This window comes from Actinomadura sp. WMMB 499 (assembly GCF_008824145.1).
Taxonomy (GTDB): Bacteria; Actinomycetota; Actinomycetes; order Streptosporangiales; family Streptosporangiaceae; genus Spirillospora.
This window is the reverse complement of the sequence record NZ_CP044407.1, coordinates 6221623-6235739: the sequence shown is the minus strand read 5'-3', so window position 1 is coordinate 6235739 and position 14117 is coordinate 6221623. Positions and strand designations below refer to the sequence as shown.

The window sequence follows — 14117 nt, the reverse complement described above, 5'->3', positions numbered from 1 at the left end:
GAGCGCCGGACGCCCGTGAGCGTCCGGCGCTCGCCCGTCCCGGTACCGGGCGACCGGGCGACCGGCCGTATAAAATACAGAAAACCATTGGTAATGCATTTTATACGCTTTTCGCGGAATACATTCTTCATCGACGGAACGGGAACCTACTCGGAGTAAGTTCCGTTTTCCCGAAAGGTCTCCCGCCGTGTTCCGCCGTACCGCAGCCGCCGCATGCGCGGCGATTCTCCTGCCGTTCTCGCCAGCACTCTCCCGCACCGCACCGCCCGCGCACGCGGCGTCCCGCGCGCGCGTCGTCGAGGAGTCCCTCGTCGCTCCCCGCACCCTGGACCTGACGATCGAGTCGCCCGCGATGGGACGGCGCGAGAAGGTGCGCCTGCTCGTCCCTCCCGGCTGGTCCAGGGACGCCCGCCGCGACTGGCCGGCGCTGTGGCTGCTGCACGGCGGCGCCGACGACTACACGGCCTGGACGCGCGACACCGACGTCGCGGAACTCACCGCGGACTCCGGCGTCATCGTCGTCATGCCGAACGGCGGCCGGTGCGGGAATTACTCCGACTGGTGGAATCACGCCGACGGCGGCCCGCCCCGCTGGGAGACGTTCCACATGACCGAGGTCCGCGAGATCCTGGAACACGACTACGGGGCCGGAGGGGAACGGGCGATCGCCGGCAATTCCATGGGCGGGCTCGGCGCCATGCTGTACGCGGCGCGGCACCCGGGCATGTTCGCGGCCGCCGCGGCCTTCAGCGGCTACCTGCACACCCTGGACGGGCACACCCCGGGCAAGAACTCCACCGGCTGGGGCCCGTCCTTCTCCTGCCCGGGGACGGACTGGCGGCGCGTCTGGGGCGACCCGGACGACCAGGCCGACATCTGGCACGCGCACAACCCGACGGACCAGGCCGGACGGCTCGCGGGCGTGCGGCTGTGGGTGGCGAGCGGCGACGGGCGGCGCGGATCGCTGGGCGGGTGGCCGTTCACCGATCCGATCGAGGCGGCGACGTACCGGCACAGCCGGGCTTTCGTGGACCGGCTGCGCGACCACGGGATCCCGGTCACCACGCGGTTCCACCGCGGGCAGCACGCCTGGCCGTACTGGGAGCGCGACCTGCACGAGGCGTACCCGGCGCTGATGCGGGCCCTGCGCGGCTGAACCCCGCGCCCGTCCCGCCCGTCCTGCCCGCCCCGCCCGTCCCGTCAGGTCCGCTGGATCGCTTCCGTGCCGTCGCCGGCGGGATTCGGCCCGTGCCACTCCAGCACGAGGACGGTCGCGTCGTCGTCGAGGCGGCCCGCGTGGTGCTTGAGGATGCCGTGGATCAGCCGCCGCAGCGTCTCGGGAACCGGCAGGCCGTCGGCGCTGCGGCGGATGATGAAGTCGACGAATCGGACGAGGCCGAACTCGCGCTTGTCCGGGTCGCGGGCCTCGACGATCCCGTCGGTGTACAGCAGGACGCGGTCCCCGGGCTGCAGTTGCTCCTCGCACACCTGCGGCTCGATGCCCAGGTCGGTCCCGAGCGGCGTGCCGGGCTGGCAGTTCAGCTGCGACACCCAGCGGCCTCCCCGGATGACGACCGGTGCCGGGTGCCCGTAGGACACCCACGACAGCATCCCCGTCCGCAGTTGCAGGCAGGCCAGGACGGCGGTGACGAAACGGCCGGACGAGTCCTGTTCCAGCAGCGCCCGCTCGATCGCCTCGCCGATGCCGGGGAGCCCGGCGCCCTCCACCCGGCTGTTCCGGTACGCCGCGACGGCGAGGCTGGACGTCAGCCCGGCGCCGGTGTCGTGCCCCATCGCGTCGAACACGCCGAGGTGCACGGCGGTCCCGGCCATCCCGTAGTCGAAGGTGTCGCCGCCGAGCCTGTAGGCGGGTTCGAGCGCCGCGCTGATGACGATCTGGTCGTTGGCGAAGGTCATGGGCGGCAGCAGCCGCCACTGCATCTCCGCCGACACCGTCATGTGCCGCGTCCGCACCAGCCGGGCCATCGTGTCGCTGGCCGGGCCCTTGCTGACGATCATCAGGGCGATCAGCCCGGCGAGCGCCTCGGCGCGCGGCAGCGCGGTGGCGTCGTCCTCGGACATCACCACGTGCAGGACGCCGATCCGCTCCGTGCCGTCGAGCAGCGGCACCCACCACTCGCGCTCGCCCCCGCCCTCACCCTCGTGCTCGTGCTCGCCCTCATGCCCGCCCTCGTGCTCGCCGACGAGATGGCCCCGCGCCGAAACGACGTTCTGGAAGGCGCGCCCGGCGAGGGTCCCCTCGATGCGCAGCTCGACGGGGTCGCGGGACGCCTCGTCCGGTCCGGGCAGCAGGCGCAGCACCGTCTGCTGCAGGTCGGCGACATAGATGAGCACCTCGCGCAGCCCGGCCCGTCCCGCGACGTCGGCGACCGTGGCGGGCAGCTGCTCCATCGAGGTCACGTGGCTGGCGGTGATCAGATCGCTCAGCATCCGCGCACCGGTGCCGTCCACGCTCGTCCCCCCGGGTCGGTGTACGGGTGCCGCACTCACCGTGTACCCCCTCCCACCGGGAAAACACGGTGCCGCCCGCTCCCGGAGCCCCCGACGGCGCAGGTCGCGCGCCGTCGCCGGACGAGCCGGGCAGGGCCGCCGAGGCGTGAGATGGGCCACACGGGAGGCCGGGCGGGGGCACGCCCCGCCCACATTTGGAACGTTTGAAAGCACAGGTCACCGCCCCCGTTCATCAGTTTCCGATAAATCGTCACAGAAATGTACGCCGCGAATTGGCGCAAGGGATGTGCTAAAAACCCGTCTTGAGTTCGCCGAGCCGGAAGGACGTCCATGGACGCAGCGGAGCCACCGGAACGGGCGGTCGACGCCGAACGCTATCCGCTGGGCGAACCGGGGAGCGCCGGATGGGGCGCGGTCGTCTCCGCGACCCGTGCCGAACTGGCGCGGACGGGCTGCTGCGTGCTGCCCGACTTCGTCCGCCCGGAATGGCAGGAGAGGCTGCGGGCCGAATGCGCGTCCGTCGAGGCGGACGCGCATTTCGACGTCGAGACGGTGAACGCCTACAACATCGACGTGGACACGCCGTTGCCGGACGGCCATCCGGGACGGCTCACGGTCGAGCGCGGTAACGCGTTCGTCGCCCGGGACCGCCTTCCGCCGCACCACCTCGTGCCCCGGCTCTATTCGAGCCCCCATTTCCGGCATTTCGTGGCGAGCTGTTTCGGGCTGCCGGAGGTGCACGAGCTGGCCGACCCCCTGTCGGGGCTCGTGCTGAACGTCGTCCGGCCCGGGATGGAGCACCCCTGGCACTTCGACACCAACGAGTTCACGGTCAGCCTGCTGACGCAGGAGGCAGAGGGCGGGGGCGCCTTCGAGTACTGCCCGAACATCAGGTCCGCCGAGGCGGAGAACTTCGGCGACGTGCGGCGCGTGCTCACCGGCGACGGCGGCGGCCTCGTCCGGAAGCTGACGCTGCGGCCCGGCGACCTGCAGCTGTTCAAGGGACGCTACTCGCTGCACCGGGTGAGCGCGGTGCGCGGCGCGACGTCCCGGCACACGGCGATCTTCGCCTACAGCGAGCGGCGCGGGGTGGTGGGCAGCGTGGCCCGGACCCGGCAGCTCTTCGGCCGCGTGCGGCCCGAGCACCTCGCGGCCGAGGGCCGCGCCGTCCGGGTGGACGCGCTGCTCGACTGACCCGTTCCAGGCCCGTCCCCCTTTTTCGAGCCCGTTCGTCCAGTCCCCCGGAAGGACCGCGATCCGTGCGCGTCGACACGTCCGGAAAGATCTCGCTCGACCACATCTACACGCAGCCCGACCCCCGCGCCTACTTCACGACGCTGCGGGAACTCGACTACCACATCCCGCAGCTCGCCCGGCCGCACTTCGCCGAGCTGATCGCCGAGTACCGCGCGGCCCGGGGCGTCGCGGTCCCGACGGTCCTCGACCTCGGCTGCTCCTACGGCATCAACGCGGCCCTGCTGAAGTACGGGATCACGATGGGCGAGCTGTACCAGCGCTACGGCGGCGCCGGCACCCGCGCGCTGACGCGGGACGCGCTGCTGGCCCGCGACCGGGAGCTGGCCCGCGGCGGCCCGCGCACCGCTCCCGCGCGCTTCCTCGGCCTGGACGCCTCCGGCGACGCCCTCTCCTACGCGCTCGACGCCGGTTTCCTGGACGGCGCGGTGCACGCAGACCTCGAGAGCGACGACCCGACCGGGCCGCAGCGGGACCTGCTCGCGCAGGCCGACCTGGTCATCTCCACCGGCTGCCTCGGCTACGTCACCGAGCGGACGATCGCGCGCCTCGTCGCGGCGGGCGGCGACCGGCGCCCGTGGATGGCGCACTTCATCCTGCGGATGTTCCCGTTCGACCCGATCGCCGAGACGCTCGCCGCGGCCGGCTACGAGACCGTCCGCCGCGAGGGCCTGTTCCGGCAGCGCCGGTTCGCCACGCCGCAGGAACGCGAGAACGTCCTGCTGCGGCTCGCGGACGCCGGGATCGACCCGAGCGGTCTGGAGTCCGACGGCTGGTACTACGCCGAACTGCACGTGTCGCGGCCCCGGCCCTGACCGCCGTCCACACCGAACCCCCGAACCGAACCCCCGAAATCGAGGTCCGACGTTGAACGAGCCCTCCGCCCGCACCTTCGCCAACGAGGACGCGCTGCCGCGGGTGCCGCTGCCCTCGCTCGACGACAGCGCCGCCCGGTTCCTGCGGTGGTGCGAGCCCCTGCTCACCGCGGACGAGCACGCCCGCACGCAGGAGGCGCTGGACGAGTTCGTCCGCCCGGACGGCCCGGGACGGCGGCTGCACGCGGCGCTCGAGGAGTACGACCGGAGCGAGGGCGTGCACAGCTGGCTCGACACGTTCTGGCCGTACCGGTACCTGGGGCGGCGCGACCGCATCGCGCTGAACGCGAACTTCTTCTTCCTGTTCCACGACACCGACGAGACGCAGGCCGCGCGGGCCGCCGGGCTGATCGCGGGCGCGCTGGACTTCAAGCTGCGGCTGGACGCCGAGCGGGTGCCGCCGGCCGAGCAGCGCGGGCGCCCGCAGACGATGGAGCAGAACAAGTACCTGTTCTCGACCACGCGGATCCCGGGGGCCGGGCAGGACACCGTCCGCGCCCCCTACGCCGAGGGCGGGCCGTCCACGGCGCGGCACGTCCTCGTGCTGTTCCGCGGCACCATGACGCGGATGGACGTGCTCGGGCCGGACGGGCACCCCCACACGCTCGACGAGCTGGCCGCCGGCCTCGAGGCGATCATGAAGGCGGAGCCGCCGGCGGAACCGTCCACCGGCCCGCTGACGACGAAGGCGCGGGCGGAGTGGGCGGCGAGCCGGGACGCGCTGCTCGCGCTCGACGAGCGCAACGCGCGGGCCCTCGACACCGTCGAGACCGCGCTGTTCTGCGTCTGCCTGGAGGACTTCGCCCCCGCCTCGGCGCAGGAGGCGTGCGACAACCTGCTGGCCGGCGACAGCGCCAACCGGTGGTTCGACAAGGCGGTGTCGTTCGTCGTCTTCGGGGACGGCTCGGCGGGCATCAACGTGGAGCACTGCGAGCTGGACGGCACGACGATCCTCGGCTTCGTGGACGCGCTGCTCGGCGAGCCCGCGGCCGAGCAGTCGCGGCGGTCGGGCGCCCGGAGCCAGGGCGTCCCGGCGGCCGAGCCGGTCGAGTTCGTCCTGGACGACGCCCTGCGCGCGGACGTCCGGGACGCGGCCGCGGCGTTCGCCGCCTACGCCGCCGCGACGGCGACGGCCTGCGTCCCGTTCGACGACTTCGGCTCGCGGGACGCGAAAGCCCTGCGGATGTCGCCGGACGCGTTCGTCCAGATGGCCTACCAGCTCGCGCACAAGCGCGCGAAGGGCCGCATCGGCGCGACGTACGAGTCGATCGCGACCCGCCAGTACCGGCGGGGCCGCACCGAGGCGATGCGGGTCGTGACGCCCGAGGTGCTGCGGTTCGTCGAGGCCATGGACGATCCGGACGCGAGCCCGGACGTGCGCCGGGACGCGCTGCGGGCCGCGGCCGACGCGCACGTCCGGCGCGCGAAGGAGTGCCAGACCGGGCAGGCGCCCGAGCAGCACCTGTGGGAGCTGCAGCTGATCGCGCGGCGGCGCGGGGACGAGCTGGGCGTCACCGGGCCGCTGCCGCTGTTCGACTCCCCCGGCTGGACCGTCATGCGCGACGACTACCTGAGCACCAGCTCGGCGCCGTCGACGAACATCCGGTACTTCGGGTTCGGTTCGACGAGCGAGCAGTGCATCGGCGTCGCGTACGTCCTGCTCCCGGACCGGTTCAACGTCTACCTGAGCACGCCCCGTGCGGTGGCGGGCGCGATGGCGGACTTCGCCGACCGGCTCCGCGAGGCCGTCACCGAGCTGCGCGACCTGCTCGCGGAGTGAGCCGGGCGGGTCAGTGCCCCGGGCGGGCGGCGCGGTGCGTCCGCCGCACGGGGTACAGCCAGCGCCGCAGCAACCGGCTCAGCGCGGGCATGATCAGCAGGGTGAGCACCGGGACGACGATCGCGGGGAACAGCACCGCCTTCAGCGGCAGCGGCCAGTCCTGCGCGAGCGGCGTGACGAACGTCTGGAGCAGGATGCTGAGCGGGTAGACCGCGCAGAACGTCACGACGATCATCTTCAGCCTGGACGGCGCGGGCACCGCCTCGCCCGGCAGGCTGAACCAGGTCTCGAGGCCGGTGGTGTGGTGGAGGCGCTCCTCGGCGAGGCCGTCGAGCCGGGCGACCAGGTCGCGCCGCTCGGGCGAGTCGAGCCACGCGTCGAGGCTGTCCTGGTCGTCGAACCGGACGACGGTGTAGTACCGGTGCCGGGCGCCCTCGGCGCGCAGCCACATCGCGCCCGCGTGCCCCGGGTACCGGCTCGCGACGTCGTGGATCGCGTCCGCCCACCGCTCGAAGGCGCGCTCCCGCCCCGGCCGGACGTCCCAGGTGAACACGACCGTCACCGGTTCCCGCTGCCCCATCCCCACAACCTCACCACCCCACCCCTTTCCATGCACGCCCACGCCCGCCATCGCCCCAGCCAGAGCGCACCGGAACCACTGCGATTGCGAGCGAAGCCAAGTTCGAGCGAAGCGAGAACTTGATCGCGCAGCGAGCCCCTGGGCGAGTCGGAGCGATGCAGCAATCGCACGCAGCGCCCGTTGAAGGAAGGCCCCCTGGGGCCTGACGCCGAGGGCGATGCAAGCAAACACAACAGCAATCGCACGCGGCGAGGGGTGTCACGGCCCCCAGGGCCGTGACACCCCTCGCCGCCATCAACTCGACAGGGCCTCGGTCGGGGAGAGGCGGGACGCGCGGATCGCCGGGTAGAGGCCGGCGACCGCGCCGATGAGGAGCGTGGCGAGGATCCCGCCGCCGACCGCCCAGAGCGGGATCACCACGGGCCACCCCTGGTACAGGGCGTAGATCGTGGTGATCAGGGCGCCGATGAGCGCGCCGCCGAGCCCGCCGAGCGCCGACAGCAGCAGCGACTCGGTGAGGAACTGGGTGCGGATCTTCCCGCGCGTCGCGCCCAGCGACCGGCGCAGGCCGATCTCCGAGCGCCGCTCCAGCACCGAGATGACCATGGTGTTGGCCACCCCGACGCCGCCGACGAGCAGCGCGACCGCGCCGACGCCCAGCAGCAGGCCGGTGAACGCCTCGCCGGCGGCCTGCTGCGCGGCGAGCGCGTCGGACGGGCGCGACACCTCGACCTCGTTCGGCGCCGCCGGGTTCGCGGTGGAGCCGAGCACGCCGCGGACGTCCTCCACGGAGGCGTCCCGCGACCGGGTGTAGACGGTCGTCGCGTGCCCGTCGAAGCCCAGCTCGGTGCGCGCCGCGGGCCAGCCGACGAGCGCGGCGGTGTCCAGCTCGGGGGCCAGCTCGGCGGGTTCCAGAACGCCGATCACGGTGAAGTACTCGCCGCCGATCAGCACCTGGACGTCCGGTCCGGCACGCCCGACGCCGAGGCGTTCGGCGGCCTTCGCGCCGAGGACGGTCGCCGGGTAGGAGCCGGTCGCCTCGTTCAGCCACACGCCGCTCGCCAGCTCGGCGCCGACGGCGGCGCGCAGGTCGGTGCGCGTCGCGTACGCGGCGATGCCCTGGGTGTCGTTCTCGGGGATCTCGCGGGTCCGGTAGACGCCGACGTCGTCCAGCAGGCCGATCGCCGACACCTCCCGGACGGGCGCGATCCGCTCCACCATCGACTCGGCCTCCAGCGGGAGCTGCGCCTCCTCGCCGGTCATGGTGCTGCCGGGCGCGACGGTGAGCAGGTTCGTGCCGAGCGCGTCCAGCGCGCGGTCCAGCTCGGCCCGCGACGAGGACGACACCCCGACGACGGCGACCATCGCGGCGATGCCGATCGCGATGCCGAGCGCGGACAGGAACGCCCGCATCGGCCGCGTCCGCAGCCCGACCGCGCCGACCCGGACGACGTCGCGCGGCCACATCCGCGCGGGCTGCAGGGGCGTCCCGTCCGCCATCAGGCCACCCCCGCACGGTCCTGCGCCGGACCGGACGGCGCGGCGGGACCGGGCGCGGAGTCGGACTGGACGAGTCCGTCGCGCATCCGGACCCGCCGGGGCAGCCCGGCCGCGATCTCCCGGTCGTGCGTGATGACGACGACGGTCGTGCCCGTGCCGTTCAGCTCGCGCAGCAGCGCCATCACCCCGTCCCCCGAGACCGAGTCGAGCGCGCCCGTGGGCTCGTCCGCCAGCAGCAGGGACGGTTCGCCGGCGACGGCCCGCGCGATCGCGACCCGCTGCCGTTCGCCGCCGGACAGCTCGTGCGGCTCGTGGTCGAGCCGGTGCCCGAGCCCGACCCGGTCGAGCGCGGCGGCCGCGCGGTCCCGGCGGGCGGCGAGCCGCAGCCCGCTGTAGAGCAGGCCGTCGGCGACGTTGTCCAGGGCGGGCGTCCCGGCCGCCAGGTGGAACTGCTGGAAGACGAACCCGATCGCGGACGCCCGCAGCGCCGACAGCTTCGCGTCGGAGAGCCGTCCCACGTCGTGCCCGGCGATGTGGACGGTGCCGGACGTCGGGCGGTCCAGGGTGCCGAGCACGTTCAGCATCGTCGACTTGCCGGAGCCGGACGGCCCGACGATCGCGACGAGCTCGCCCGCCGCGACGTCCAGCGACACCCCGCCGAGCGCCCGGACGCCGCCCGGGTACTCCTTCGTCACGTCCCGCAGCGCGATCATTCGGGCATCCCCACGACCGTGCCCGCGGCGATGCCGGGTCCGGAGATCTCGACCTTCCCGCCCGCGAACAGGCCGGTGTCGACGGGGACGAACGACGAGGCGCCGCCCTGGACGACCTCGACGCCGAACCCGCCCTCGCTGAGCGCCACCAGCGCCGTCACCGGCACGGTCAGGACGTTCTCCCGCTGCCCGGCGGTGAACGTGACGTCCACGGACGCGAGCGCGTACTCCGCGGCGGCCTTCGCGGCCTCGTCGGAGTCGAGCCACACGGTCACCTCCACCTTCGTGGTCGGCTCCGCGCCCTGCTCCCCGGGGTCGATCACGGTGGTGACCTCGTCGATCTCCGCCTCGACCGTCTCGTTCTCCGGCAGCGTGACCTCGACCGCCGCGCCCTTCTTCGCCATCCGCTGGTCGGCGGTCTCGAGCTCCACGGTCACCGCCTTCGCGGTGCCGGTGTAGTCGAGCACCTTCGTGCCGGGGCCGACGGGCGCGCCCACGGCCGCCTGGAGGCTGTCCACCCGGACGGCGCCGCGGGCGAACACGACGCGTCCGGGCTCGACGACCCCGGTCTCCTCGACGCCGATGTCGTCCTGCCACTCCTGGACGGCTTCGGCGGTGGCGCTCGAGTACTCGTCGTCGACCGTGAAGCCGTCGTAGCCGAGCGCGCTCAGGTTCTCCTCGAACCGCTTCACGTCCGCGCCCTCGGTGCCGGTGCGCAGCGGCCGGTAGGCGGGCTTCGACCCGTACATCAGCACGACGGGGTCGCTGTCCACCTCGTACAGCTCGTGGCCGCGCTTGATCTCGGCCCCGCTCTCGGGCAGGTCGGTCAGCGTGCCCTTCACCCCGCCGGTCGCGGTGTACGTCGGGCCGTAGCCGAGTTCCCCGTCGACGGTCTCGGTGTCGCGGAGCGTCTGCTGCGCCACCTCGGTCGTGTTCGGCGGCAGCCCGGTCGCGGCCGCCTCGCCCGAGGTGCCGGTGCCGTCCAGCGCGACGAACGCGACGGCCCCGCCCGCGGCGGTGACGGCCGCCGCGGCGAGCGCGATCCGCAGCCGGGGCCGGCGGCGGCGCGCCGCCCGCCGCCCGGCCGCGCCGCCGCTCTCCTCCGCCGCCTTCCGCGCGCCCTTCCGCACGCCCTTCCGCACGCCCTTCCGTGCCTTCTTGCCCGGTTCCGGGACGGCCTCCGCGTCCGGCTCCGGGACGGCGGGGGCGCGGCGGGCCCGTCCCCGTCCGGGGGCGGCGCTTCCCCCGGCGGGGCGGACGGCCCGTCCGGCCGTCCGCCGATCGCGGGCCCGCGGCTCACTGCGGCCCGCCCTTCTTCTTCCCGCCCTGCAGCAGCTTCTGGCACTCCTGCTCCGCGGCCTCGAAGTCGGGGTCCTGACCGACTTCGGCATTGATCCGGATGCCGCGCTGGTTCGGCTTGGGGTCGGGGAACGCCTCGACGCCGTTCTCCCGCATGCACTCGGCGTGCTTGCGGGCGCGCTCCTGGGCCTCCGGGTCGGGCGCGCCGCCGCCCTCGGCCATCGGGTTGAACTCGCGGCACGCCTCCTGGGCCTTCTCCATCGTCGCCCGGTCCGCGCCCTTCGACGTGATCTTGAGACCCTGGCCGGGCTTCGGGTCCTCCATCTGGACGCCGTTCTCGCGCATGCACTGCGCGAACTTCACGCCCATCTCCTCCGGGCTGAGGCTCTTCCCGGCTCCGGCTCCGGCTCCGGCTCCGGTTCCGGCGGCGGCCTCGCCACCGGCCGACGCCACGCCGGAGCCGTCCTCGCCGTCCCCGCCGCAACCGGTCAGGGCCAGGGCGAGGGCCAGCGGCAGCGTCGCGAGCACGCCACGGGTCCGCAGTCGCATGTCTCGTCTCCTCGGTTCGCGGCCGGATCGGTTCCGGCCGGACGAGAGGCGATGCAACCGGGCCGGGCGTTTCCCCCCTGTTTCCTGTCCCCGCACCTCCGTTCCTTACGGAAAGGAAACGCGGCGCCGTGCACGATGGCGCTGTTCCGGCGAGCGGAGGGCGTCACATGCGGGTGCTGGTGGTGGAGGACGAGCGGCTGCTCGCCGACGCGATCGCGGAGTGGCTGCGGGGCGAGGCGCACGCCGTCGACCTCGCCTACGACGGCGCCGCGGCGCTCGAACGCGTCCACGTCAACGACTACGACGTCGTCGTCCTGGACCGGGACCTGCCGCTGGCGCACGGCGACGAGGTGTGCCGCGCGATGGTGCGGGCCGACGCGTCCGCGCGGGTGCTGATGCTGACGGCCGCCGCCGAGGTCACCGACCGGGTGGACGGGCTCGGCCTCGGCGCCGACGACTACCTCACCAAGCCGTTCGCGTTCCCGGAGCTGGCGGCGCGGGTGCTGGCGCTCGGCCGCCGGTCCCGCCCGGCGGCGCCGCCGACGCTGCGCCGCGCCGGCATCGCGCTGGACCCGGCGCGCCGGGAGGTGTTCCGCGACGGCCGGTACGTGCCGCTCGCGAAGAAGGAGTTCGCGGTGCTCGCCGAGCTGCTGCGCGCCGAGGGCGGCGTCGTGTCCGCCGAGCTGCTGCTGGAGAAGGCGTGGGACGAGCACACCGACCCGTTCACGGGCGCGGTGCGGCTCACGATCCTCAAGCTGCGGCGCAAGCTCGCCGACCCGCCGGTGATCGAGACGGTCAAGGGAGTGGGGTACCGGATCCCATGAGGACGAGGCGGGCGGGAAGGGCGCGGGCGACGCGGCACCTCACGCTGCGGGCGCGGTTGACGCTGACGTACGGCGGGCTGTTCCTCGTGGCGGGGCTGGTGCTGCTCGGGGTGACCTACGCGCTGTTCACGCAGGAGCTGTCCCGGCAAGGGGACACCCGGTACCTGGCCAAAGTGACCAACCCTCCGCCGGGGGCCGCGCCGAGCCCGGCGGGGACGGACGCACCGCAGCGGCGGCCCGGCGCGGAAGGCGCGGAGCGCGAGGCGTCCGGAGCGGATACGGACGAGCCGTTCCAGGTCACCATGGAGAAACTGATGCGCGAGCAGCGCGAGGAGGTGCGGGACGCGGCCGTCACCTCGTTCATCACCCAGGGGTCGGTGGCCCTGCTGCTGGTCGGCGGGGTCGCGGCCGGGTTCGGGTGGCTGATCGCGGGGCAGGTGCTGGCGCCGCTGCACCGGGTGACCGAGACGGCGCGGCGGATCGCGGCGGCGCCCGCCGCCGACCGGGGGCTGCACGAGCGGATCGCGCTGCGGGGGCGGCGCGACGAGGTCCGGGAGCTGGCCGACACCTTCGACACGATGCTCGAACGGCTCGACCGGTCGTTCGACGGGCAGCGCCGGTTCGTCGCGAACGCCTCGCACGAGCTGCGCACCCCGCTGACGCTCGGGCGGGCGATGGTCGAGGTGGCGATGCACCGCCGGTCGGCGTCCCCGGACGTCCTGGCGCTGGGCGAGACGCTGCTGCAGATCAACGCGCGGCACGAGCGGCTGATCGGCGGGCTGCTGCTGCTCGCCCGGTCGGAGAACGAGATCGTGCGCCGGGCGCCGCTGGACCTCGGGGACGTCGTGGCGCACGTCGCCGCGCAGACCGGGGACGAGGCGGCGCGGGCGGGCGTGGCGGTGCGGGCGGACGCGGGCGAGGCCGTCACCTCGGGGGACGCGCTGCTGCTCGAACGGGTCGTGCAGAACCTGGTGGAGAACGGCATCCGGCACAACTCGGGCGAGGACGGCTGGGTGCGGGTCGCGTCGCGGACGGCGGGGCCGCGGGTGGTGCTGGAGGTCGCGAACTCGGGTCCGGTCGTGCCGCCGTACGAGGTGCCGGCGCTGTTCGAGCCGTTCCGGCGGCTCGACGGCGACCGGGTCGTGAACACGAAGGGCGCGGGGCTGGGGCTGTCGATCGTCCAGTCGATCGTGCGGGCGCACGGCGGCACGGTGACGGCGCGGCCGCGGCCGGGCGGCGGCCTCGAGGTGACCGTGACGCTCCGCGCGAACCCGGATCCCGCCGCCCGCGATCCCGCCGCCCGCGATCCCGCCGCCCATGATCCCGCCGGCATCGATCCCGCCGGCGCCGATCCCGCCGGCGTCGGGGCCGGCGGGGGCGACGCCGTCAGCTCTGCTCGCGCCGCAGCTCGCGCGGGCTGACGCCGAAGCGGCGGCGGAACGCGGTGCTCAGCGCCCCGGCCGAGGAGAACCCGGCGGCGTGCGCGAGCTCGGTGATCGACACCGTGCGGTCGGCGGGGTCGCGGAGCCGGTCGCGGACGAGCCGCAGCCGCTCCTCGCGGATGAGGGCGCGCGGCGTCGTCCCGGCCCGCTGCAGGGCGAGCTGGATCTGCCGCAGCGACCAGCCGAGCTCCTGCGCGAGCACGCGTCCGGTGAGTCCCGGGTCGGTGGCGCGGGTCCGCACGTGGCGGCGCACGACCGTCTCGACCTCGGCGAGGTTGCCGGGGGCGGCCGCGGGTCGCGCGGTGCCGGCCGCGACGGCCATCCGGAGCAGTTCGGCGATCCGGTCGCAGGCCGCGTCCAGCTCGGGGGCGGCGAGCGCGCCGGCCTCGTCGCCCACGACCCGGAGCATGCCCGCGACGACCGCCCCGAGGCCCGCCGACACGTCGACGAGGACGACCCCGCCGCGCGCCGCGGGCGGCAGTTCGCGCGGGGGCACGGCGAGCCCGAGGAGGTGCCCGTCCGGGCGCACGGAGCCCGCGGAGCCCGCGGGCGGCAGCAGGACGGCGGTCCGCGGAGGCAGCCGCGTCTCGGCGCCGTCCCGGAGGAGGACGGCCTCGCCGTCGGGGAGCAGCAGGTGACCGGAGCGCCGGGGCGGCGGGGGATCGCCTGGCCGGTACCGGACGATCCGGTAGGCGGCGCCGTCGCCCATCCGCGCCTCCGCCCGTTCCCGCTGTTCACCTGCCGTAGTGCCGCAGGTCAGGCTAGCGGGAACCCGGCCGGAAACCGGGGCAAACTACCGGAAAGTAACTCCGTTACGGCGCCCGTAGAT

At 74.2% G+C, this 14117-nt stretch carries 13 protein-coding genes; 6 read left to right on the top strand and 7 right to left on the bottom strand.

The genetic code is table 11. The features are described from left to right. Positions 1–187: 187 nt before the first annotated feature. The gene (locus F7P10_RS28210; RefSeq protein ID WP_254716067.1) at positions 188–1156 is read left to right on the top strand and encodes an alpha/beta hydrolase family protein; all 969 of its coding nucleotides are present in this window, start codon (positions 188–190) and stop codon (positions 1154–1156) included. 44 nt (positions 1157–1200) lie between these two features. Here the strand turns inward: F7P10_RS28210 and F7P10_RS28205 are convergent, their stop codons facing one another. Further along, positions 1201–2472, bottom strand: coding sequence for a PP2C family protein-serine/threonine phosphatase (locus tag F7P10_RS28205; RefSeq protein WP_254716066.1), 1272 nt, complete (start codon positions 2470–2472; stop codon positions 1201–1203). 330 nt (positions 2473–2802) lie between these two features. On the opposite strand from F7P10_RS28205, the gene F7P10_RS28200 reads away from it, so the two are divergent. From F7P10_RS28200 to F7P10_RS28190, 3 genes are all read left to right on the top strand, one after another. Next, positions 2803–3666 carry an arpA protein gene (locus F7P10_RS28200; RefSeq protein ID WP_151013776.1) on the top strand — a complete coding sequence of 288 codons (864 nt, stop codon included), beginning with the start codon at positions 2803–2805 and terminating at the stop codon, positions 3664–3666. 65 nt (positions 3667–3731) lie between these two features. Further along, entirely contained in the window at positions 3732–4541 is an 810-nt protein-coding gene (locus F7P10_RS28195) for a class I SAM-dependent methyltransferase (protein WP_151013774.1), read from the top strand. A gap of 52 nt (positions 4542–4593) precedes the next feature. Next, positions 4594–6381 (top strand): choline/carnitine O-acyltransferase, encoded by a 1788-nt coding sequence (locus F7P10_RS28190; protein ID WP_151013772.1) that lies wholly within the window; start codon positions 4594–4596, stop codon positions 6379–6381. Between the two features lie 10 nt (positions 6382–6391). Here F7P10_RS28190 and F7P10_RS28185 read toward each other — a convergent pair whose 3' ends face one another. From F7P10_RS28185 to F7P10_RS28165, 5 genes are all read right to left on the bottom strand, one after another. Then, complete coding sequence (locus F7P10_RS28185; protein ID WP_151013770.1) at positions 6392–6961, bottom strand: antibiotic biosynthesis monooxygenase; 570 nt, start codon at positions 6959–6961, stop codon at positions 6392–6394. A 294-nt stretch (positions 6962–7255) separates the two neighbouring features. Continuing rightward, entirely contained in the window at positions 7256–8461 is a 1206-nt protein-coding gene (locus tag F7P10_RS28180; protein WP_254716065.1) for an ABC transporter permease, read from the bottom strand. Beyond that, positions 8461–9174 carry an ABC transporter ATP-binding protein gene (locus F7P10_RS28175; RefSeq protein WP_151013768.1) on the bottom strand — a complete coding sequence of 238 codons (714 nt, stop codon included), beginning with the start codon at positions 9172–9174 and terminating at the stop codon, positions 8461–8463. Before F7P10_RS28175 ends, F7P10_RS28180 begins: the two co-directional genes overlap by 1 nt. Further along, positions 9171–10316, bottom strand: a complete 1146-nt coding sequence (locus F7P10_RS28170; RefSeq protein WP_254716064.1) for a peptidoglycan-binding domain-containing protein — start codon at positions 10314–10316, stop codon at positions 9171–9173. Before F7P10_RS28170 ends, F7P10_RS28175 begins: the two co-directional genes overlap by 4 nt. Positions 10317–10470: 154 nt before the next feature. Beyond that, positions 10471–11022, bottom strand: coding sequence for a hypothetical protein (locus tag F7P10_RS28165; protein WP_151013765.1), 552 nt, complete (start codon positions 11020–11022; stop codon positions 10471–10473). Between the two features lie 167 nt (positions 11023–11189). On the opposite strand from F7P10_RS28165, the gene F7P10_RS28160 reads away from it, so the two are divergent. Both F7P10_RS28160 and F7P10_RS28155 read left to right on the top strand, forming a co-directional pair. Beyond that, positions 11190–11846 carry a response regulator transcription factor gene (locus F7P10_RS28160; protein ID WP_151013763.1) on the top strand — a complete coding sequence of 219 codons (657 nt, stop codon included), beginning with the start codon at positions 11190–11192 and terminating at the stop codon, positions 11844–11846. Beyond that, entirely contained in the window at positions 11843–13267 is a 1425-nt protein-coding gene (locus F7P10_RS28155) for a cell wall metabolism sensor histidine kinase WalK (RefSeq protein ID WP_151013761.1), read from the top strand. The genes F7P10_RS28160 and F7P10_RS28155 overlap by 4 nt, the downstream gene beginning before the upstream one ends. Here the strand turns inward: F7P10_RS28155 and F7P10_RS42750 are convergent. Then, entirely contained in the window at positions 13233–13997 is a 765-nt protein-coding gene (locus F7P10_RS42750; RefSeq protein WP_176611685.1) for a helix-turn-helix transcriptional regulator, read from the bottom strand. The genes F7P10_RS28155 and F7P10_RS42750 overlap by 35 nt on opposite strands. Positions 13998–14117: the final 120 nt, after the last annotated feature.